General features: G+C 37.8%; 16 protein-coding genes, 1 tRNA gene, 2 rRNA genes and 1 pseudogene (2 of these 20 only partly in view). 3 read left to right on the top strand and 17 right to left on the bottom strand.

The window, feature by feature from the left end:
- The 5 genes from C5L21_RS08305 to C5L21_RS08325 form a co-directional block, all read right to left on the bottom strand.
- A 23S ribosomal RNA gene (locus C5L21_RS08305) occupies positions 1–628 on the bottom strand (it extends 2284 nt beyond the left edge of the window).
- Positions 629–820: 192 nt separating this feature from the next.
- Positions 821–893 (bottom strand) — tRNA-Ala (locus C5L21_RS08310).
- Between the two features lie 114 nt (positions 894–1007).
- Positions 1008–2557, bottom strand: a 16S ribosomal RNA gene (locus tag C5L21_RS08315).
- Together the 16S and 23S rRNA genes with 1 tRNA gene alongside form the textbook arrangement of a ribosomal RNA operon.
- 569 nt (positions 2558–3126) lie before the next feature.
- Positions 3127–4089, bottom strand: coding sequence for a Gfo/Idh/MocA family protein (locus tag C5L21_RS08320; RefSeq protein WP_133286249.1), 963 nt, complete (start codon positions 4087–4089; stop codon positions 3127–3129).
- A gap of 85 nt (positions 4090–4174) precedes the next feature.
- The gene (locus C5L21_RS08325; protein WP_133286250.1) at positions 4175–4645 is read right to left on the bottom strand and encodes a DUF1440 domain-containing protein; all 471 of its coding nucleotides are present in this window, start codon (positions 4643–4645) and stop codon (positions 4175–4177) included.
- Positions 4646–5074: 429 nt separating this feature from the next.
- Between C5L21_RS08325 and C5L21_RS08330 the strand changes: the two genes are divergently transcribed.
- Complete coding sequence (locus C5L21_RS08330) at positions 5075–5731, top strand: hypothetical protein (protein ID WP_133286251.1); 657 nt, start codon at positions 5075–5077, stop codon at positions 5729–5731.
- 14 nt (positions 5732–5745) lie between these two features.
- Positions 5746–5997, top strand: coding sequence for a hypothetical protein (locus C5L21_RS08335; RefSeq protein ID WP_133286252.1), 252 nt, complete (start codon positions 5746–5748; stop codon positions 5995–5997).
- Between the two features lie 155 nt (positions 5998–6152).
- On the opposite strand, the gene C5L21_RS08340 is transcribed toward C5L21_RS08335, so the two are convergent.
- From C5L21_RS08340 to mobV, 11 genes and pseudogenes are all read right to left on the bottom strand, one after another.
- The gene (locus tag C5L21_RS08340; RefSeq protein WP_057811732.1) at positions 6153–6743 is read right to left on the bottom strand and encodes a site-specific integrase; all 591 of its coding nucleotides are present in this window, start codon (positions 6741–6743) and stop codon (positions 6153–6155) included.
- A 35-nt stretch (positions 6744–6778) separates the two neighbouring features.
- A complete protein-coding gene (locus tag C5L21_RS08345) occupies positions 6779–7354 on the bottom strand; it encodes an AbiV family abortive infection protein (protein ID WP_133286253.1) in 576 nt (191 codons plus the stop codon).
- 263 nt (positions 7355–7617) lie between these two features.
- Positions 7618–8034, bottom strand: coding sequence for an arsenate reductase (thioredoxin) (arsC, locus tag C5L21_RS08350; RefSeq protein WP_133286254.1), 417 nt, complete (start codon positions 8032–8034; stop codon positions 7618–7620).
- Positions 8035–8260: 226 nt separating this feature from the next.
- Complete coding sequence (locus tag C5L21_RS08360; protein ID WP_133286255.1) at positions 8261–9469, bottom strand: GIY-YIG nuclease family protein; 1209 nt, start codon at positions 9467–9469, stop codon at positions 8261–8263.
- Positions 9456–11417, bottom strand: a complete 1962-nt coding sequence (locus tag C5L21_RS08365; RefSeq protein ID WP_133286256.1) for a DEAD/DEAH box helicase — start codon at positions 11415–11417, stop codon at positions 9456–9458. The genes C5L21_RS08360 and C5L21_RS08365 overlap by 14 nt, the downstream gene beginning before the upstream one ends.
- Complete coding sequence (locus C5L21_RS08370) at positions 11407–14118, bottom strand: class I SAM-dependent DNA methyltransferase (protein ID WP_133286257.1); 2712 nt, start codon at positions 14116–14118, stop codon at positions 11407–11409. Before C5L21_RS08370 ends, C5L21_RS08365 begins: the two co-directional genes overlap by 11 nt.
- A gap of 716 nt (positions 14119–14834) precedes the next feature.
- On the bottom strand, positions 14835–15077 hold the full coding sequence (locus C5L21_RS08375) for a transposase (RefSeq protein ID WP_133286258.1): 243 nt from the start codon (positions 15075–15077) through the stop codon (positions 14835–14837).
- A gap of 23 nt (positions 15078–15100) precedes the next feature.
- Positions 15101–15364 (bottom strand): PDDEXK family nuclease, encoded by a 264-nt coding sequence (locus C5L21_RS08380; protein ID WP_241652889.1) that lies wholly within the window; start codon positions 15362–15364, stop codon positions 15101–15103.
- A gap of 32 nt (positions 15365–15396) precedes the next feature.
- On the bottom strand, positions 15397–15969 hold the full coding sequence (locus C5L21_RS08385) for a DNA-binding protein (protein ID WP_133286259.1): 573 nt from the start codon (positions 15967–15969) through the stop codon (positions 15397–15399).
- The gene (locus tag C5L21_RS08390) at positions 15962–17116 is read right to left on the bottom strand and encodes a RepB family plasmid replication initiator protein (protein WP_111303684.1); all 1155 of its coding nucleotides are present in this window, start codon (positions 17114–17116) and stop codon (positions 15962–15964) included. Before C5L21_RS08390 ends, C5L21_RS08385 begins: the two co-directional genes overlap by 8 nt.
- Positions 17117–17616: 500 nt before the next feature.
- Positions 17617–18852, bottom strand: a pseudogene (gene mobV, locus C5L21_RS08395) (MobV family relaxase).
- A 368-nt stretch (positions 18853–19220) separates the two neighbouring features.
- Between mobV and C5L21_RS08400 the strand changes: the two are divergent.
- Positions 19221–20213 (top strand): restriction endonuclease, encoded by a 993-nt coding sequence (locus C5L21_RS08400; protein WP_133286260.1) that lies wholly within the window; start codon positions 19221–19223, stop codon positions 20211–20213.
- A 965-nt stretch (positions 20214–21178) separates the two neighbouring features.
- On the opposite strand, the gene C5L21_RS08405 is transcribed toward C5L21_RS08400, so the two are convergent.
- Positions 21179–22500: the 3' portion of a hypothetical protein gene (locus C5L21_RS08405; protein WP_133286261.1), read on the bottom strand. 16 nt of this gene lie beyond the right edge of the window; the window shows 1322 of its 1338 coding nt (coding positions 17–1338); its start codon lies off the right edge, out of view; it ends in the stop codon at positions 21179–21181.

Genomic DNA, 22500 nt, shown 5'->3' on the forward strand with positions numbered 1-22500 from the left:
AACTCGCCGGTTCATTCTACAAAAGGCACGCCATCACCCATTAACGGGCTCTGACTTCTTGTAGGCGTCGTGGTTTCAGGAACTATTTCACTCCCCTTCCGGGGTGCTTTTCACCTTTCCCTCACGGTACTGGTTCACTATCGGTCACTAGGGAGTATTTAGCCTTACGGGATGGTCCCCGCAGATTCCGACCGGATTTCACGTGTCCGGCCGTACTCAGGATCCTGAAAAGAGTGTGCTCTATTTCGCTTACGGGGCTATCACCCTGTTTCGCCAAGCTTCCCAACTTGTTCTGCTATAAAACACTTTTGTAACTCTTATTTATCAGTCCTACAACCCCAACATGCAAGCACGTTGGTTTGGGCTCTTCCCCGTTCGCTCGCCGCTACTTAGGGAATCGATTTTTCTTTCTGCTCCTGCTGCTAATGAGATGTTTCAGTTCACAGCGTATTCCGTCGTCTATCCTATGTATTCAGATAGCGACAACTCTTTTCGAGTTGGGTTTCCCCATTCGGAAATCTCTGGGTCATAGCGTACTTACCGCTCACCAAAGCTTATCGTAGTTAGTCACGTCCTTCATCGGCTCCTAGTGCCAAGGCATCCACCACGCGCCCTTATTAACTTAACCTATACAACTTGCGTTGCGGTTTCGTTTTATGAGTTGGTCATTTTTCAGACCTGCGATTAAACCGTTCTTTTTAAAGAACTTCTTTTTGTGTTGTTTCTCGGTTCAATTTAGAATAATGTTTCCATTACTTTTAAAAGAATTTGTTACTATTCAGTTTTCAATGTACAACCAAGACAATCTTTCGATTGCCTATGGAGAATAGCGGGATCGAACCGCTGACCCCCTGCTTGCAAAGCAGGTGCTCTCCCAGCTGAGCTAATTCCCCATAGGATCATCTTTTGAACATGATACCTATTACAGTACCACACTCAAAACTAAACAAAACTTTGAACATTTGAACTTGCAATCTAATGCACTGTCACTTTCCGATTATCCTTAGAAAGGAGGTGATCCAGCCGCAGGTTCTCCTACGGCTACCTTGTTACGACTTCACCCCAGTCATCTGTCCTGCCTTAGACGGCTCCCTCCCGAAGGTTAGGCCACCGGCTTTGGGCATTACAAACTCCCATGGTGTGACGGGCGGTGTGTACAAGACCCGGGAACGTATTCACCGCGGCGTGCTGATCCGCGATTACTAGCGATTCCGACTTCGTGCAGTCGAGTTGCAGACTGCAGTCCGAACTGAGACGTACTTTAAGAGATTAGCTCACCTTCGCAGGTTGGCAACTCGTTGTATACGCCATTGTAGCACGTGTGTAGCCCAGGTCATAAGGGGCATGATGATCTGACGTCGTCCCCGCCTTCCTCCGGTTTGTCACCGGCAGTCTCGCTAGAGTGCCCAACTGAATGCTGGCAACTAACAATAAGGGTTGCGCTCGTTGCGGGACTTAACCCAACATCTCACGACACGAGCTGACGACGACCATGCACCACCTGTCACTTTGTCTCCGAAGAGAACACTTCTATCTCTAAAAGCTTCAAAGGATGTCAAGACCTGGTAAGGTTCTTCGCGTTGCTTCGAATTAAACCACATGCTCCACCGCTTGTGCGGGTCCCCGTCAATTCCTTTGAGTTTCAACCTTGCGGTCGTACTCCCCAGGCGGAATACTTAATGCGTTAGCTTCGGCACTAAGAGGCGGAAACCTCCTAACACCTAGTATTCATCGTTTACGGTGTGGACTACCAGGGTATCTAATCCTGTTTGCTACCCACACTTTCGAGCCTCAACGTCAGTTGTTGTCCAGTAAGCCGCCTTCGCCACTGGTGTTCTTCCATATATCTACGCATTCCACCGCTACACATGGAGTTCCACTTACCTCTACAACACTCAAGTTAACCAGTTTCCAATGCCATTCCGGAGTTGAGCTCCGGGCTTTCACATCAGACTTAATCAACCGTCTGCGCTCGCTTTACGCCCAATAAATCCGGATAACGCTCGGGACATACGTATTACCGCGGCTGCTGGCACGTATTTAGCCGTCCCTTTCTGGTATGGTACCGTCAAACTAAAATCATTCCCTATTTTAGCATTTCTTCCCATACAACAGTGCTTTACGACCCGAAAGCCTTCATCACACACGCGGCGTTGCTCCATCAGGCTTGCGCCCATTGTGGAAGATTCCCTACTGCAGCCTCCCGTAGGAGTTTGGGCCGTGTCTCAGTCCCAATGTGGCCGATCAGTCTCTCAACTCGGCTATGCATCATTGTCTTGGTAAGCCTTTACCCCACCAACTAACTAATGCACCGCGGATCCATCTCTAGGTGACGCCGTAGCGCCTTTTAACTTGATATCATGCGATACTAAGTTTTATTCGGTATTAGCATCTGTTTCCAAATGTTATCCCCAGCCTTGAGGCAGGTTATCCACGTGTTACTCACCCGTTCGCCACTCGCTTGAAAGGTGCAAGCACCTCTCGCTGCGCGTTCGACTTGCATGTATTAGGCACGCCGCCAGCGTTCATCCTGAGCCAGGATCAAACTCTCAATTTAAATGAATTTAAATTCATTGTTTGAAGATGTACTCTTCGATTAAACTGACTAATTGCTATATCTCTATAACGACTATCCGTTTATTGTTTGTTACGAATTGACTTCGCAAATTTGTTTTTGTTATTACTGCTAATAACTAGTCACAGATTCGTTTGTTCAAAGTTTTGTTCAGTTTTCAATGTGCTACTTGTTGTCGCTGAGACAACTATATTATCTTATCATATAGCTCAATTTTGTAAAGTTTTTTATTATTCATATTCATTTGTTTTTTTGTATCTTTAACTATATAAGACATGCTCTTAAACTTTATAAAATAAAGTTTAGTTTCTGCCTGGCAAGCAATCGCCTAGTAAATAAGGTAACAATTCCCTTACTTATGGAGGAAACTACTATTTTTCAGCGGCTCATGTCATACTATAGTTTTCTTAAACGAGATCAGTTCATGTCGGAAAACACCCTAATGGGGACAACAGATGTTAGCTTAAAGACAAAAAAAGTAAAAATAACGATTGAATCTTTGTTATTTTTACTTTTCGAGTTTGTTTTTTGATTATTTCGACCAGCCTGAATTATTTTTGCTGAGACCATGATGTTTTCATATGTTCGAAAATTGTAAAAACATCATCGGTAATTGTCTTGTAACTTTGAATACTTGATGGATCAGCAATGATACTTTCGAAATCTGAAATTTCGTAGAACAAAGCATTCTCTGTACTTCCCTCTGTGATGTACTCTGTTGTATCACTATCGACATGATAAAAATCCGCTGATTGTGCGCGTGGATATTCTGGAATGGTAATATAACCTTTCGTTCCAGAAATAGTTAGTGCTTTAGGTTGCTTAGCTTGCAAGGAAACAGATACCATCGCAGATTCTCCCACCTGATTATGAAGAATTGTGACAGTCTGTTCATCAACTCCCGTTGGGGCATAATCAACAAAAGACTGCACATTATTAGGTTGATCTGACATAAAATAGCGTGCCCCAGATATACCGTAAACTCCCATGTCAAGTAAGACACCACCTCCTAAATCAGGATTAAAGAAGCGATTTTTAGCATCATATGGTTTAACACTCCCATGAGCCACACTGATATGTTTAATTTTACCTAGTTGGCCGTTATTAATCATAGCTTTTATTTTTTTGGCTAAAGGCATATGTACTAAAGTCATTGCTTCTAAAAGTATAACGTTATGATGTTGTGCCAAATCTTCAAGTTGATCCAAATCTGCCTTGTTCATGGTAATAGCTTTCTCCATGAGTACATGTTTACCATGTTCAATCGCTTGTTTTGCAATATCAAAATGAGTATTGTGTGGTGTAGCAATATACACAGCGTCAACGTTATCATCAGAAAATACATCACTTAGAGAATTAAATTGATGAACAACGCCATAGTCGCTAGCAAATTGTTTTACTTTTTCTGCATTACGACTAAATACACCATAAATTTCTCGATTATTGTTATTAAGTACTGTTGCCATTTCATGTGCAATAGTACCCGTTCCAATAAGTGTCCAATTAATTGTCATTTTTTATTCCTTTCAATCATGTCATAGATAAATTATACCGCTATTAAGCAAAATACTGGATAAATAAGACTTTGATAAATTTGGATTAGAATATAGTTAAGATATAAATATAGCATATTTGTATCACAAATCCCCAAAGAATATGACCTAGTAATTCTGACAAATGTTCAGACAATGGTTGATTAGATATTGACGGAATAGTCTTCATTATTGGCATAATCAATAAGTGAAACAAAATCCAAATGACAATGCCATAGACGCTACCTTGTCCAATACTAAAAAGCGTTGAATATTGAACTAAAATAACATATATAAAACTAAAAATAATAGAAAATCCAAAGTGCATCATTAATGATATATACTGTACTTTTTGTCTAGAAAAAATAAAATAACGATGTGTGAATTCTTCAGAGCAACCAAATTGTTGTAACAAATATTGTGGTGGGTTAGTTTCGTTGCGACTAGGGGTTCTAGGTGGTAATAGTATTTCCCATCCTAATTTAAAAAATCCTGATAAAATACCACCTAATAGACCAGATAACATAATTATAACCATTTTATTTCTCTTTCTTGTTTAAAATATATTTTTTTAAGTATAACACGCCAAAAATGAACAAAGAGAGTTGGTCTTAATCTAAGAATACCATGAAATATAAAAGCTAAAACTACAAATATAATATCATGAATAGATCTAAAAATTCGATAACTAACTCCTCTTTCTTCTAACACCAGTGAAAATTCGGCGTATGATGATTTTGTATGTGTATAGAGAATTATGCTAAAGGAAAACAATAAAATAGATATCAAAAAATTAGCGATTTATCTCATTATATTAGACTAATTAATAATTATTCTGTTTAAATATTTTACCAAGAAAAAAATTCATCTTAACCCTAATTTTACAAAATAAATAGAAAATGTTATCATTTGACTGGCGTTTATCACACGATGGTTATTATTTTTATAGTTATTTATGGGGGGTAATATGTCTTTTAAGTTGTTTAAGCTGACTACTGTAGTTTTAGCCAGTGTGACTCTGTCTACGGCCGCTGTGCCATTGATCAATATTTCTGCAAATACGGATACTGTGACGATTGAGCCAAAAAACAATACAGATAAATCAAGCAATGATGATATTCAGGCGCTCGATAAATATGTATCTGTTGTTAATAACCAATTTGTGTTATCTATTCCTATCAGTGCTACTATATCAAATGATTTAGTTGTAAAAACTCAGGAAGTGGTTGATAAAAGTAACCAGTCTATTACTAAAAATCATTTAGTTATTAATGCTAATACTAAGACTATAATTCCTAACCCTATTTTTGCTAGTAAGGCGGCATGGCATAGTTACTATACTTATAATAATTTCTGGTGGGGAACTAGATATTATTTCACTAGTAATGCGGCTGTTAATCAATTAGTTAATGAATGTAATAATTATGCAGCCGCGTTAACAGTTGGTGCAGCTGTGGGTGGTTATTTCACGGTTGGTACGGCTGCATTATTGGGCGGTCTTGGAGATGCTTATTTTACCAAGGTAGCTAACGATTTAAATTATTACAATTCAACTCATTCACAAAATCAAGTATACATGGATATGAATGGTGCAGGTGCGTACGATATGCATGTATTAAATTAAGAGGAGGATAAATTATGACACCGATGATATTAGGCCTGATACTATTAGCCTTTGCAACAATTTTGGGTCAGATGTTGAAAAATACTAAACCTATGCGTGCCATTAATCCATACCGAGGTTGGATTGTTATGGGGATCGGCTTAATGTTAATTATTTATATAGGTATTAGTGGTAGTCATCCTCTTTCAATGCCGTTTTTACTTTTTCCAATATTATTTATAATTTTAGGATTATTTATTTTGAAACGAGATAGAAAAACAAAGTAACTTTATCTTCATAATAATTATCATTAACATATGTAAAAGAGCAGCCCTATTGCAAAACCCAGGGCTGCTCTTTTACATGTGTTAATGCAAAAAACTTATAAGTATTTTGCACTTTTTTAATGTCATGACATACGAGCAAGTTATAGCTAATGAGTTTAACCAAAATCAATTTGATCTAACATTGTTTCTCGGCTTGCTTGATCTAATCCAAGATAAGTAAGCGTCATAGCCTCACTCGAATGATTCAATAAGTGCATGACTAAGCCAATATTATAGTTTGATTGCGTATAAACGCGATAAGCGCCTGTTTTACGCATAGTGTGAGTGCCTAGATAGTTGATACTTAATAGATCACCAACTCGTGCCATCACCTTATAAAATTGTTTCTCAGTGATATGACGGTCTGAATGGGTCGTTGAAGGAAATAACCAATCCGAATTGATGTTTTCTTGGACCAGCCAATCATGATATTTCAGCAAGTCTTGTTGGACTGGCTTTAAATACAATGTATTCGCTTTACCCGTCTTTTTATCATGAATAAAGGCCGTGTTTTTAACGGAGCCATCCGGATTATAGATATCTGATTTCTTTAACGTCATGACATCACTCACCCGTAGCAGGGTGGCTTTGCCGACTTGAAAGATGGTGTAGTTACGGCGACCAGCCCGAAAACTATCTAGTAAGGTGTCTTGCACCATTTTTAAGACGTTAGAGTCTTTAATCGGAAGGACGATTTGTTGAACCATATAATTTCATTCCTTATGAGTTCTGAAAGATACTATTATTTTTTTGCGTATTGCTGTTCGGCTAACTTGAATAAATCATCAGTCATGTGACTTGCAGTTATGCTGTAATCAGTATAGCCAACCAAGCTGTCATCAAATGACTCAATTGAAAATAATAATAATTCGATAGCCATATTTTTATCAAAGTAATCCTTTGGAAAGTGGGTACCATCTGTATCTGTGTACCAATAAATAGCATTATTTCGTAAATCCATTAATCCGTTTTTTTGATTTACACGTAATACCAGTTCATCTACTTTTTCAATACCTAAAGCATTAGATAAGCGATCGCCTATTTTAAACACAGGAGATATTGCTAAAGAATGTTTTTTAGCGTGATTCATTAGAATATCTTTATTCTTTTTCATAGATAGGTCATGTGCCATATACATAGAAAAGTGCGTTTTAGCTGTTTCTTCTAGTGCAGTTATAGCGAAGAAAGCAGAGCTGCCATATGAATTATTTTGTAGTAGTACAAAGGAATTATTTAGTAACTCAATAATATGATCAATTGCGCTATTAAAATTAATCGTATCTGCAATATTAAAATGTGTCCTATTATCAGTACTCATATTTTATTTTCTCCATAAAAGTAATTTGGATCTATTATATCATTTAAATTAAAAACAGCCCCTTTTATCTACTGGATAGATAAAAGGGGCTGTTTTAATCAGGTTTTACAGGGGTGATAATATAATTATAGCCCCTGAATGGAAGGGCATTTTAGTGAGTGCCTAGTCACATATCTAGCTCATAACCAAATCCCTGGTATTTTCCTTAGAAGTCAATAAATTAATTGGACTGTTTTACTGTGGCACTATATGGCGTTTTTTTATTAATGAACGTAGTTATTCAAACTTGTAACTAATTTTTTAATTTCGTCACGAACCTTACGGAATTCTTGTAGTTGTTCTTCTAAAGTTCCTGTGGCTTGCGCTGGGTCAGATAAAGGCCAGTGTAAACTCTTGGTTTGAGGGGGAAGCATAGGACATTTATCCTTGGCATCACCACATAAAGTAATAACTAAATCTGAAGTGTTCAAATAATTTAGATCAATTAATTTAGAGTAGTGGCTACTAATATCTACTCCATCTTCAGCCATAACTTTAACAGCATTTAGATTTAACCCATGAGTTTCAATCCCTGCACTCTCGATTTGAAACTCATTTGCCGGCAATATTTTTTTTGCATATCCTTCAGCCATTTGACTGCGACAAGAATTTCCTGTACATAAAAAATAAATTTTTTCCATTCTAAACCACCTATAATTTTAATTTGTATAACACCATAAACTTAAATGCAATTCTTCCATCAACATAGGTGTATAAGTATCAAGGTCTTCTATGTAATTATAGACCCTAAACAAACATCTTTTGCAAGTAGCCTTTTTTCTGTTCTTTCAACAAATCCAACTTACGTTGATGAAGAGCGATAGTGTCATCTAAATGTTTGAAGTTGGTTAGACCATCAACAACGTCTCAGGCTTGCATCCTCAGTTTCGAAATTATATTTGCAGCGATCTCCTCAATGGTGGTTAAGTCAACAACAAACCATTCACGCGGATGGATTAAGCGCCCGTTAGCAGCCGTGATATCAATATCTAACTGATACTCAGCCATTGCATGATGCAGCGCCGTTTCAAGTGACTCCGCATTCAGGTTCACAACTTTCATTTCCTCGACCAACTCAACTGGCGCATATAAATAGGTGGATTCGTTCTCGGCGTTCGCAATACGCTTCTGTATTGATCCAGCCGTAAACCCAACTTTATACAGTGGGTGTTCGTTTTGGATTCGCATAATCTGCTCATTGGTGCTCAAAGATTTGAGCACGTAAATAAAGCCGGTAATTTGGTCATTAGTTTCAAATGCAAAGGTTTCATCTGGTTCGGTTACAACTCGCCCTTGACGACCGTACAATGAAGCGGCCAGGCCATTCCGTAGTGGATGATTGTCGGTTCCATTATCGTAAACCACATGTAATCTTGCGTCTGTCTTTCGATTACTGTTGTCGTTAAGCTCGATTTCCGCGCCAACTTCGTCAACGTAGAGCAGTTGACCTTTCAACACGTAAAAATGATGGCGTAGAATTTCGTAGTTTTTGAAAGGCCGTAGCTGGCGCTTACCGGATGCAATCTCAGCTTGAGCCTTGTTAAACATTGGTTCAAATTCACCAAAATTCGCCATTGCCTTTCGTTGCGATACTACCTCTGGTCTATTCTCCTGTTCACGCTGAATATCCTTGTAAACCTTAGTATCAAACAACTTGCTGTCTGAAACTTGTGTTTGCGTACCTGTAAATAGGACAGAATCATCATTCAAAATGTCATCAAGTGAGGAAAAATCAGTCTTCTCCTGCTTGATCACGTCTTCCAGTTTTTCTGTCTCCGGTTCGTCACGTAATAAGCCAAACGTATCATACGTGGCAAGACGGTCCCGACGTTCAGCACTTTCGCGAATACCCTTCAACCGACTAGCAAGCTTGCGCTGCTTCATCTGGGACGGGTCACGAAGCTTCTGAGGTTCCTGACCATCATGGTCACTTACCCACTCATTGATTTCCTGAAAGCCCGTCACTTCAAGATCATACGTCACCGACTTGTGCTTAACCGGAGCTTGCAACATATCATCAACATCAGGATCATTGAAAATATCATCCAGTGATCTGATTAAGTTATCGTCCGCCATTCTGCGCCCTCCTTGCCTTTAGGTCTTGTATCTGGGCTAAGGCATAGGCCATCTTAACTTCCAGTTTGTCTTTTGAGTTCTTGTCTGGTTTGCGCCCATTTTCGGCAACAAATCGCTTAGATTCGTTGTATAAGTACACCAATTCGGACTGATCAAAATTAAACTTCTTCGCATCAATCGAGCGCTGAATAACACGCAACACATCGCTATCAATATTACGAGACAGCACGTCGTACGCTCTCTGAAATGGATTGATTGAATCAATCAGATTAATATCCAAGTCATTCACGTTGATGAACTTATCTGCCATGCGCAAGAATTCGTTCGTATTCCCCTTACTATCCGTCGTGGTATCCACCACTGCATGTCGAAGCACAGTATCGGCCACGGCATATTGGCGTACTTCTTCAACTTCCGCATTATTCAAGTTTGGATACCGCTGCATAATCACCTTGGGAATCAGAATCTTATTCATGGTCTCAGGATCAACGCTTGCCGCAATACCGTTCTTGACCGCATCATCTTGCAAAATTGCGGCCTTCAAATCAGGCATGTCATTCTCAATGATGCTCTTAACATGCTTAGTTGACGGATCTTTCAACCCCCGGACAAAAATATCACCGCCGTTGCTCGACGACTTATCTTTCTTATGTTTACGCGCTTTAAGATGAATCTCCGGGGCCAGGACTTGTTCCATCAACAACGATGCTGTAATTGCTTTCAGGATTGAATTGACCGCATACTGAACCTCACCATCTTTAGCATCAGGCTGTTCAATCATATTGGTAAATTGCGCATGCGTCTTATTTGAACTATCACGGGTGACTCGGCCAATAATCTGCACGATTTCCGTCAAAGATCGACGATAACCAATGGTCAACGCTTGTTCAGCCCACGGCCAATCAAAGCCTTCCTTAGCCATCCCAAGGGCAATCAAAATGTCTAAATCGTCCGCGCTATTGACCTGCTCACGCAGATAATCCTGAATACGGTCACGCCCCTCTTCAGTCACCAAATCAGCAACCCTTAGCATCCGGTTGTCAACCTTACTCCTAATGGAGTAAATACCTGTCGTCTGATTCTGATCAACGACTTCACCAATTGCATCAAAAATCGCATCTACTTCGTTAAGCTTGTCCTTGGTTGATTCACTTGAGTTCACATTGGGAATGTGAATAATCGTCTTCTTAGTCACATCGAGCGCTTGATCCAGTGCGGACAAATACGCTCCTTGATAAAACTTGTAGTCAATGCCAAACGACTTTAGATACTTGTAGCCGTCCAGTTGCTCGTAGTAGGTGTAATTGACCTTATCAAACTGCTGCTCATCTTCTGGCGATAAAATTGGCGCGGAATCCCCGCGGAAATAAGACCCCGTCATTGCTAGAATATGTGCGGTGGAGTTATGCGTAATATTTTTCAAAGCCGATCCAAGCACCGAACTGTCATCAGACGAAACATGATGGAATTCATCAATTGCCAACATCACGTTATCAAATTTATGATCATCATCAATCTTGTCGTAAGCAAAGCGCAATGTCGCATGTGTACAAATCAGAATTTTTCCAGTTGGTGAATTGATGAAGTCCACAAACTTCTGAACCTTGCTATCACTGCCACCAGGTAAAGTTAGATCATATTGCGAATCAATCTGCCAGTCTTCGTAAAAGCCGTATTTTGCCAGGTCAGTATTCTGGAATGATTTCCCGATTGACCGTTCAGGAACGGCAACAACGACCTTCTTCACGCCCTGATTTGCTAACTTATCCAGCGCAACAAACATCAAGGCACGAGACTTTCCAGACGCAGGTGGCGCTTTGACGAGCAGATACTGCGAATTACGATGCTCATACACGTGTGCCTGCATTTCTCGCATGCCCAAATCATTTGTATTGGTACTCTGACCTGTTCGATGGTATTTCACATCAACAACATTCTTATTCTCCAAGTGACTGCACCTTCTCTTCATACATTTTAAGTAGCAATGTCAACCGTTGTGAATCATCTTTGAAACCGTCCGCCTTATATGCGCGGTCAACCACTTCGTCAAGCTTTTGGTGGGCTTCCAACAAGCGTGCATTCATAGGCTTTGGATTCTTTTCAGCCAGTGGTGAACCGTATAACTCAGCAAGGGTTCCACCTTCCTCTTCACGAATATCCAGTATTTCATAAGCAATTGATTCCAGTTCGTTTCTTCGTCTACTAGAAATATTCGGAGTTGGAAAGGTATTGTAAATTAACTCAGATGAATACCTATATCGAGTCTCTAGTTTCCCTCCAACGCTTTTAATCCAAATCATATGCATCCTTGATTCCAACAATGCAAACAACCATACAGGCGCATCGTACATGGCAATCGCTGAATCCGCAATAACAGAATCACTGTCTAGTATTACCATCGGCACATATTTTCTATTTTCAGAAGAGTGTCGTGGAATAACGATAGTTTGCCCATTATAGTCTTCTGGTTCGGAAATAAATTCAAACCTCCATGGAACTTTCGCCAATAACCTGGTCGAACTTTTCCTGCTTGCACTTCTTGAATCAGAGACAATCATCAACCTCTTTTTAATAAAAGCATTCTCTGAAGCGAATCTGGCATCACTATCTTTAATCCAGACTGTGAATCTATACTTTCCTTTGAGAAATGAATCTGCACCAACAAACGGTCTAATATACTTTCTAATTTCAGGGTAACGAGCCTCAGCTTCATTCTTCTCCTCTGGTGACAGTAATAGCCCGCCTCCATCCGTTGGCATGTTTCCACGATACATACGGGGTAGATTGTCTAACTGAGCCTTGCTCTTTCCTACCGTGAGGTCTGTCCCTTCTGTAATATATGGTGAAATATTGAAAACCCTGTGTCTAGTATTTCTTTCATAGATAAACCTTGTTAAAGTACGCTTAGTTTCATCGTGCTTCGCGCTCCTAGCAACGAGTCCAATGATAATAACCGTTACTCCTGCATTCATTTTGGCATTATTACTCCATTTAAAAGAATTATACGCATATGAAATAAAAGTTCTTTTTAATAGATGATTCCATAGTATTGATACTTGTTCACCCTGACAGATTGAATTTGTAGAGACAAAGGCAAGTCTTCCACGATTATATTTATTTAGGACTTCACTACCCTTCTCGAAAAAGGCTGCAATATAATCTAACTTTTTGTATTCTTTAATGTGATCAGAGAAGACTATCTTCATATCTTCTTTTTGGACCTGATTTTGGCGGCTTGACCCACGATATGGCGGATTTCCAAACAAATAGACTTCGGAATTGCAATTTTCTCCTAGTAAGTTACTCCAATCGAGTCGCAACGAATTATTGTTCAGAATTGCTCCCGCATGCTGTAAAGGTAATGTCGGCCGCACTACATCGTCAAACTCTTGATGCAAGCGTATATTCATCTGATGTTCCGCAATCCATAAAGACAGCCTGGTCACATCACACGCAAAGTCTTCAATCTCAATACCATAAAACTGGTTTAAGGTCACTGAGGGAAGATAATAGACCTGCACGTTGGGAATATGATTGAGTTCTTTCAGAATATCAATTTCTAGTTGTCGTAATTCTTTGTACGTAATGATCAGAAAATTACCGGATCCGCAGGCTGGATCCATAAATTTTATATTGCCAATTCGGTCATACAGCTTCTGAAGCTTATCTTCATTGCCCTTTGCGGCTTCAAAGTCTTCACGAAGTCCATCCAGGAATAATGGCTTAATCACCTTCATAATGTTCGGAACTGACGTATAGTGCATGCCGAGGTGACTGCGACTATCTTCACTAGCAACAGCCTGAATCATTGATCCAAGAATGTCCGGATTAACCTGATTCCAATTCAACAATTCTCCAGCATCAATGATTAATTTTCGAGACTTAGAACTAAACATCAAAGATTCGTGCGGATCTTTAAATAAGTCGCCGTCAACATATGGAAAATCATTAAGCCACGATGGTGTGTCAACAGGTCGTTGTGACTTTTCAAAATCAAGCACCCCAAACAACTGACTTACAAATGCATCAAAGTCAGTCCCGTCTTCTTTAGTCATTTGCTTAACACGATTGGTAAACAAATTGTTCTCAAAGATATTTGTATCTTCAGCAAACAAACAGAACAGCACGCGAATTAAGAACAGGTTGAGTCCCTTACGCGACGCGTGTGGATTATCCTTAACTACAACGTCGTAGAGCTTAGCGAAACGTTCAGCAGCACGAACATCAGCCGGATTCTCTTTGTCAAAATCAGCCTTCTCAATTCCGTTCCACGCCAAGAAGAACTCGAACTTTTGAGGTAATTTTGAAAACTCAATGTCCAAACTATCGTGCGTCTTCGTGTCCTTCGCCAGCAGCTGCTTGTAATCAGTGACGATGATGAATCGCGGTTTTGTTCCCAACTCATTTACGCGGGCCTGAACATCTACATACGCCTGCATTAAATCTGAATCAGTCTGCTTGAAGTAAAGCTTATTCTTCAAATAAACTTCACCCGGTTCCTTTGAGAGGTTATTCAAGCCCTTTCTCAACTTAGTAATCGTTGCCTTGGGGATTTTTTCATACACACTTAAAAAATCATAGACGAACCCTTCGTGATTTGGTTCGTCAATGATTGATTGGATTTGATCTTCATATTCGGTAATTGCCATGCCGGTTCCTCCACCCTGTACTTGATACACTTTCCCTTATTACATTATCCGCAACATTCTATGAATGCACAAGGAGTGAATTCTAAAAAAATCGTGGAGATCCTCAATCACTTCCAAGTGACTGAAGACTTCCACGATTCTTGGTGGGGATTTTGGTGGGGAACCTTTCAGATCCACCGCCAATTCATCCATTTTATAAGCTCACAAATGCCGTTAAATCAACATTACGGATTCAAATTCATGCAATATTTTATTCCCACTCGATAGTAGATGGTAAACTTCTGGGCGTATAATTTTAGTTAACCTCAAATTATTTTACTATGAGTATAGTGCTGAACAATGGGTATAATAGCTAGGGTTCCTCACGATATTGATAAAGATGCATTTAATCAAGAGTTAATCAGATTTAGAATTATAACGTAATACGCATGGTGCTAGTTAATTTTTAACCAGGTACCAACAAAAAGACATTGTTTTAGACATGTTTGAAAACCCATGTATGATCGTGCAGAATTTTGCTCGATATTAAATAAACAACATAATTGTGAAAATACATCCTCTACCCTAAGCCGTTGGTGTTTTAATAAGCTCTCATCACCTGAACATTGTTTCATATTTTTACGATATGGTGTCCAAAAACAGATGTCTATTCGTTTTGCTCAGAAGTCAATAAATTGGACTATTTTTTGGCTAGTAAGATGGCCGCTCAATGCCTGTCAGGCTATGCGTGATAAAATTTCGTTTTCTTCCTCCAAAATAGCGAGGCGCTTCTCTAGTTGCTTGACGTCTTTTAAAGTCTTTGACTGACCCTTGATCATGATTGGGGTAGCTTGTTTAACCCAAATAGCAATAGAATCTTTTGATGGTCCAAATTCTTCTGCTAATGATTTGAGTGAACGGCCTTCTTGGTTAAGTTTAACCAATGAATATTTGAAATCTTGTGAATAACGAATTGACATAAAAATACTCCTATACTTTCATTTTACGGACTGAATAAAAATAGTCCATTTTTTAGTATAAGAGCATCATACGGCATTTTATTCTTCGTTAGTTCCAACTTCACTTGTTCAAACTCATTATCAGATAACGGAGTATCTTTTAGTCGTTTACGATGGTTGGCATTCAGAATATCTCGCCAGTGATCATATAACCGATCAACTGTTACACCAGAATAATCTGTTAGATATTCCCAACCTTCACTCTTTAGCTTGTCAATTACAGCTTGTTCAAATTTATCTTCAGCCATTTAACCAGTCTTCTTTTCTTTTTTAGTTGTAACTATTTACCAAAACGCCACCACTTTTTAGGTTTAGGTTGTGACTCCGGGGTGCTATTTTCAGGTTCCGGTTGTTTGTCTGACGTCACTTCTTTTTCACCATCATCGTGCGGTGCCATCGTTAAGGCTTTCAAGTCCTTAATTTCTGCCTTGTATTCTTCGAGCAGTTGTTTGTCCTGTAAGGCTAATCGTTGTTGCTGATCTAATAAATTTTGCATTTGTGATATTTGTGAATCTTTATTTTCTATTTGCCTATCTTTAACAGCTAATTGTTGTTCTAATATTTTAATTACATAGCTATTATCCGTTGTTTGCTTATTATCACTGGTAACATTAGCATTACCACCGTTACCACCAACGTTGCTACCTACTTTCTGACTGCCGTTACTACTAGAAAAATGCTGTTTTAACAGCCTATAACCACTAACCGTTACTACTAATGTTTCTACTCCGTTACTATATACAGTTTCTACGTAGTTTGCTCTAAATTCATCGGTTAATCTTTTCCTAACTGCTTGCTTAGATACCTTAAATTCATCAGCAAGTTCTCGAATTGTTTTTAAATTTTCACTCATGATCTATATCCTGCCTTTTAACGATTGGTAGATACTGTTCAATCGATTTTTTAAGATACTTAGCAATATTCTTTTTCGAATAGTCATCTTGTTTGTCTCTGATATAGGCTAAGTGTTCTTTCACGCCCTTTAAACCACGTGACTCTTTTAATTCGTCATAAAGTGGATAAACATTTTTCTGTAACCCTGACAAAATAGTAGTATCCGTTAAATCAATATATGACAATAAAAACTGCTCCATAAGTAACTTTGTATAGGGACTTTTTATTGCCTTAACAGTCAACATATCTTCTGTTTCTTCTTGACGGATCTTGCCCTCGATATAAACGGGATCATCTAGCTTGTAACTAATATCATCTGCCACTTGGTTTTTAGTGATATGAAAGACGATACTCTCAATGCTGCGTCCTTTTTTTACTTTTTCATACGTAACATTAAAGCTGGTATGGTTTGTGATTTCTTTAATCGGATCTTTTAATACTCTTCTTTCAAAATCAGTAAACTTTTTATATTCACTCACCGTATCGGTCGTGTCGCGCAATTCCCGAATAGTGATTATCGGATTACGGTAACTTTCCACTTGCTCTTCTCTTCGCCCACCTTTAACGCTGTAATGCTCATATTGGTTGTAATTCATTGATAACCAACGGTACAAAATGATTGCATACTTGCTATTCAATTCAGAAATTTCTGATAAGGCATGTTGCGTAAAATTGGTTTTGAGATTGATTAAATAAGGCATGATTTCGGGGCTAAATCGAATTAATACCTCATCATGATAATCAGTCCATTCCACATAAGGGATTGGCACAATACTAACGAATTTAAAACCTTTATCTTGTTCTTTTTTAATCTGAAAAAAAGCCTGTTTTTGCATTTTTTCAATTGCTTCTTTAAAACGACTATGTTTATTGCTATCATCCACGTTAAAAAAAGCAAATAACTCTTGCTTGGATAAATAAACTGTCTGGTCTTTCGGTGGATTTTCTGTATCAATTAAAGAAACAGCTAATTCAAACATTTTAAGCGGTGTTTTATCCATTTTGGCAATCGACGTGATTAGGCTGTTATGCTCAACCACTTTTCGTTTTGATAATTCATTCAAGGTCTGTACCTGCCTTGTCTTTGATTCTGTTATAATAGACATATAAATACGCTCCTTTAGGCGTGTTGTTGGATAAGCATAAAGAAAAACTTTTAGTCGGGAATTTCTTTATGCTTTTATTATAACATTATATAGCGACAAAATATTTTAAACAGTCGCTATATACATAGTTTTTTGTCGCTATATACATAGTTTTTTGTCGCTATATGCATAGTTTTTTGTCGCTATATTACCTATTAAACCCTTGATATTACTGAATTTCTAACTACGCAAAAGAACAAAAGATTAAAATATAAAAGATAAACTTATAATAGGCTTCGCCTTTTTATTGAATTAATAAAAACAAAACAAAAAGAACACCGTTGTACATAATGTTTGTCCAGAGTGTTCTTTTTGTTTGGAATTATTTTAAATGATGGATTACTGGTTATGTAACCTGATTGCCACTTATTAAGCCAATAGCGACGTTCTAATTCGTTCAATGATTATTTCTACACCTTGTGACTAAAAACGCTTAGACGGGCAAATAAGCCGTTTTAACGTTAGAGACTTGGCCCCTTAAAAATATCACGCGTTAATTCAATGATCCGATTGATTAATGCTTTAACTTGTTCAATACCCCAATCTAATCTACTAGGTGCTATTTTCGTATCTGGATCTGCTCTAGCTGTCGTCAAGGTTTTTAACCAGGACTAGGCCTCTTTTTTATTTTTAGTGCGTTCTTCATGATCCAGCTTATAAAGAACATACCGGGCCTCCACATCCGTATGGGATAGTTTGTCGACACCATAATCATTTTTAAGCATATCGCGCATCACATAGTCCATCTTTTGCTTTTCTCGTTGATCTGCCTGCAGCGTTTGATGTGCTGCTTTCAGTTTTTGATAGTCTTCTTGGACAGCTGCTAGCCGCGCTTTGACTTGTCTTAACGTTTGTTTGAGTTCTTCCGTCTCATGATTGCTTTGTAAGGTGGCTTTTTTCATCGTGGCTAACACGTTTTTAAAGCGATTTAAGTCATCTGGTTTAAGCACCGTCTTACCAAAGAGGTTTTTAGATAAGTCTTGTTTAAAGTCATCAATTTGTTTTTCGGCTAAGTCTACTTCTGTTAAGGCTTGATCCGTGATTTTAAGTACGGCCTGTTTAGCCCTAATATTTTCTTCAACGTCAGCTAGTTCAGCCTTTAAAGCGTTGAACTGATCATTGTATTTTTTGATTTCAGCGACATTCTCAAACGGTAAGGTTTTGTTATTTAGAATCCCTTGTTCATAAAAGGGGAGCACCTTTTTTAAATCCTGATCTAAATCCTCATGAAAGGTTTGTAAATCATGGCGCGTGAGCACTTCTTTAGCGGATACTTTATAACATGCCTTTTTATCATCAAAAACTACCGGGACAAAGGCATAGTGCAAATGAGGGGTTGTCTCGTCATAATGCACCACCGCGGCCACGGCATTTTCTTGGCCATAACGGTCATTCAGAAAATTAGTGGTTGCTTCAAAAAAGGCGCTCTGATGCTCGTAGGGCGCTTCTGTGAGTTCTTCAGGTAAAGTGACTATCCAAGTCGCTAACGCCTTCACATCGTCTCTTTTCATACAATAAACGTCATTTAAACGCTCATTGAAGCGTGAAAGCATATCAGAACCATCCGCCATGAGCTCTTGATTCAGATAGGTTTTCGACACATCAATTTCTTTGTTGGTGTGATGGTCAGTTTTACGTTCAAAATGAACGGCTAGACCGGGAACTGAACCACGCGTATTTTTCTTTAAATGCGCCATCAAAAATGCCTCCTCGAAAAAGGTTTTCCAAGACCAGTATAACACCGTTAAAAATCTGGTATAGCCTGTTATACCAAAATGATATTTTGGACAGGCTCTGCGAGGCGCGTCATCGACAAGCGATGACAGTAGCGTTCCCCCTCCTTCTGGGGGAACTGCTATTTTTCGGCGCCTATTATCCGGCTAGAAAAACCTCCGGCGGGTCACGCCGTGACGGGGCACTTTATCATTGCATGATCGCCGTCAGCGAGAGCATGTCATGCAGAACGCTACCCGCGTGGGGCAAGCTGGTGTCAGCTTAAACACACTAAAATAATCTGTAAACGTAAGTGTATAATAAAAAGAAAATTTATAAGGATAGCTTTAACATGGTAGATTTAGCATATGATCACTTTGGAATTACTCGTAAGGTAACGGAAGCAGAAACCAATATGCCAAAAAATTGGCTAAGCTTCATGAATTCAGATACAAATTTGAACTATATGGAGAAGTTCGGCGTAGTGGCTATTATACAAGCACTCCAATCGTATGGGGGACCGACTAAGGCTGCTCTTGTCAAGGAAAAAGCCGCTGAATATCCATATTTTACAAATTTGGATAGAGAAAAGAAATCGAATAGTAATGGTAAGAGTCAATTGGATTTTCGATTACAGTGGGCTATGTCTCATTTAAAAAAGGCTGGTTTACTTTATTCGCCTGAGTGGGGCGTATGGGCTCTAACACAGGTGGGAGAAGATATTGATATAAACAATTTCGATGTGTGGGATGAAGTATACTCGATATCAACTCCTATATTTCAAAAAAAGAGTCTAAATAATCAAAAAAAGAAAGGCGAAATACTTTCATCAGCAAGTATAAACATGGTCAATTTAGATGAAGATATTGTTGAAGAAACAGATGATTCTGAATTATGGCGAGATAAGTTATTACAATTGTTAAGTGAAATGAATCCATATAAGTTTGAAGAATTAATTGTAAATCTTATGCGAAAAATAGGCATTAAAATGGATACTACTTCAAAAACCGGAGATAGTGGCATTGATGGTATAGGTTATTTAAGAACCCCTGAGTTGATGACATATAAAATTGTGTTACAAACTAAGCGATTTACAAAAGGTCCTGTAACAGGACCAGATATCAGTAATTTTGCTGGCACCATTAGTGGTCATAATGCAGACAGAGGAATATTTGTAACGACCTCTACCTATACAAATGACGCTGTCAGTAGATCACGTCAAGGATCGAATTTAATTACTTTGGTTGATGGTGATGAACTAGTAGATTTGTTATTTGAACATAGAATGGGCATTAGCGAAAAAACAGTCGTTGTTATCAATGAAAAAATGTTTCCAAAAGATTAATATACGGCCTTCAAAATGTGACTGAGTTGCGACTAATAATAAATACATCATGGGATAAAGATAATTAAATTGCTACGGGTTATGTAAATAAAGACAAATAAAAAGACACCCTTAAGGTGCCCACGTTATCTTAACGATCATTAAAATCATCAAAATAACGTTTAATTGCGAACGTCACAATAGCAACACATATTGCGTTGAACAATTGTGTTAGTTCGTGGAAGAAATAGATCATGGAGTTTCACCTCCTTGCCGTTGCGTATAGTAGGAAACAACAGCTTTTTAAGTATATCACGTTTTGAAATAATACTAATACAATGCTATAATATAAACAGGAAGAAATACATGGAGATTAACCTCTCTAATAAAAAGGGCTAGTGCGTAGGAACACCAGCTCTTTTTATTATTTCTAATGAACTGTTCTTGAGTTAAAAATCCAGATAATAGCGTGCATAAATTACCATAGCATTTTTTATGTGTAAGTAAATATTAAAATTATTTCAATCGGTTTTCTGACAGATTATTTTGATGATTAATAGAATTAGGATAGAGACTAAATTTAATAATGGTATATTTTGGTCCCATATATGCATAAATAATCAATGTTTTGCGATGTTTAAGTCACTGGTATTTAGATCGTTCGTCACTGTATCGCTACTTTTATCCCCTTATAATCTTATCTTCTCCGGATTCAAAAAATTTGGTAATTAGACTTATCTGTAGCTAGACAAATCAATATATGTGATATCTAAGATTGTCATATTACTCAGATACTTTCTTACCGTCGGTTTGTGGAATATAAGCACAATAAAATGATAACCATAAAAATGTGCCAAATGTTAATCTTCTTTTCAATAATCTAAACTAACTTTATTCAGTCTTGTTATGCCAATTGATTATTTAAAAAATTTTAATTATTAGCTAGTTAACTTTCACCAAAGAAATGCTGAGTTCACATCACCTTTTTATCTATTTATCTTTATATAGGTCAAAAGATAGAAAAAGTAATAAAACATGATCATAATTAGTAGTATTGTTGTAGTCACAAGGTTCCACTCAATCATTAGCGCCCTACTATAATTGCTAGGTATTCCTTGACTCGTAATATCAAGTAATTCTTTGATAGAGTGATTATTATCTGATACTATCAAAGAGCCTGTAATCATTATGATAAATTGGTATATAATACTTCCAGTACTTTGTATTGTATTTTTAACCCAAATACGTTTATCTGATGGTAAATTATCTTGCGTCATATAAATATGATTTAATTTTAAGTTTAAACACCCTTTCGTGATACTTAGCGATAATATACCCCAAGGGAAAAGAGGTCTAAAGAACATAATGAGTAGGCCAATAAAGAGCATAATAAAAATTGTATGATTATTCTTTTTGACTAGTACTTTATTGATGATGGGCGCTGTTACGATTCCTATGATATATGGAATATAAAATCTGGTAAATAGATCATGATGACCGTAGTATCCAGCAACATATAAAGATGCGAATAAGAATAAATAGTTGCCCAAGGCACCATTAATTATTGATATATAACTCAATAAATTGGGGACATTACGTTGTGGTGCCCTGTTGAAAAACAGCTTTGAGACGATAAGAACAATAGCTAGCAATAATGAACCCCATATAAAATAATCAAATTGCATAATATTCTTCATCAATCGACTAGATCTCAAGCTAAATATTAAAACAAAAAATACTACAAATAGTCCTAAATACTGATATGAATAGCTTTCTAAATCATGAGAATCCACAGCATATTGATTAAGTGTAGGTAGTGTGATAATAGCTATCAAGTATAAAACCGTATAAAATAGAAAAAATATAATAAAAGAGGTTTTAGACGGAATGAACAATATATATCCGATTAATATCAAAGTTAAGATAGTGAAATACTTATTTTTAGCTAAAAGTAAATTATTTTTTATATTAAGAAAGTTAATTGACGTATTAGCGGTCGGTAACCAAGCAGCACTTAATCCCAGAAAAAAACCCGAAATTATATACAATTCTGGAAAAAAACTTCCGATTATTCCAAAAATAGATCCTAATGTACCAGAGTAAAGAGAAATTTTTAACAGACTAGCACTATTAAGGCTAGTTTTGATACCTCTAATCAAAAATATTCCGGTTGTTCGTAAAGTATAAAAAATAACAAAAGGTAAAACTGATGATACTGTATGTGTCGCGCTAATTCTCAAAAAAAACATAAATGGTAAAACAATCACCGTGCTACTAATGATACTTAATGCTGAATTACCAATAGTTA

Origin of the sequence: Leuconostoc citreum (assembly GCF_004354555.1) — a bacterium.
In the GTDB taxonomy this organism is placed as follows: domain Bacteria; phylum Bacillota; class Bacilli; order Lactobacillales; family Lactobacillaceae; genus Leuconostoc; species Leuconostoc citreum.

Coding starts and splice junctions, on each gene's coding strand:
- C5L21_RS08400 (WP_133286260.1), top strand. CDS start 19,221: ATGGTAGATTTAGCATATGATCACTTTGGAATTACTCGTAAGGTAACG.
- C5L21_RS08390 (WP_111303684.1), bottom strand. CDS start 17,116: ATGTCTATTATAACAGAATCAAAGACAAGGCAGGTACAGACCTTGAAT.
- C5L21_RS08345 (WP_133286253.1), bottom strand. CDS start 7,354: ATGAGTACTGATAATAGGACACATTTTAATATTGCAGATACGATTAAT.
- C5L21_RS08340 (WP_057811732.1), bottom strand. CDS start 6,743: ATGGTTCAACAAATCGTCCTTCCGATTAAAGACTCTAACGTCTTAAAA.
- C5L21_RS08330 (WP_133286251.1), top strand. CDS start 5,075: ATGTCTTTTAAGTTGTTTAAGCTGACTACTGTAGTTTTAGCCAGTGTG.
- C5L21_RS08370 (WP_133286257.1), bottom strand. CDS start 14,118: ATGGCAATTACCGAATATGAAGATCAAATCCAATCAATCATTGACGAA.
- C5L21_RS08380 (WP_241652889.1), bottom strand. CDS start 15,364: ATGGCTGAAGATAAATTTGAACAAGCTGTAATTGACAAGCTAAAGAGT.
- C5L21_RS08360 (WP_133286255.1), bottom strand. CDS start 9,469: ATGGCGGACGATAACTTAATCAGATCACTGGATGATATTTTCAATGAT.
- C5L21_RS08375 (WP_133286258.1), bottom strand. CDS start 15,077: ATGTCAATTCGTTATTCACAAGATTTCAAATATTCATTGGTTAAACTT.
- arsC (WP_133286254.1), bottom strand. CDS start 8,034: ATGGAAAAAATTTATTTTTTATGTACAGGAAATTCTTGTCGCAGTCAA.
- C5L21_RS08335 (WP_133286252.1), top strand. CDS start 5,746: ATGACACCGATGATATTAGGCCTGATACTATTAGCCTTTGCAACAATT.
- C5L21_RS08385 (WP_133286259.1), bottom strand. CDS start 15,969: ATGAGTGAAAATTTAAAAACAATTCGAGAACTTGCTGATGAATTTAAG.
- C5L21_RS08320 (WP_133286249.1), bottom strand. CDS start 4,089: ATGACAATTAATTGGACACTTATTGGAACGGGTACTATTGCACATGAA.
- C5L21_RS08325 (WP_133286250.1), bottom strand. CDS start 4,645: ATGGTTATAATTATGTTATCTGGTCTATTAGGTGGTATTTTATCAGGA.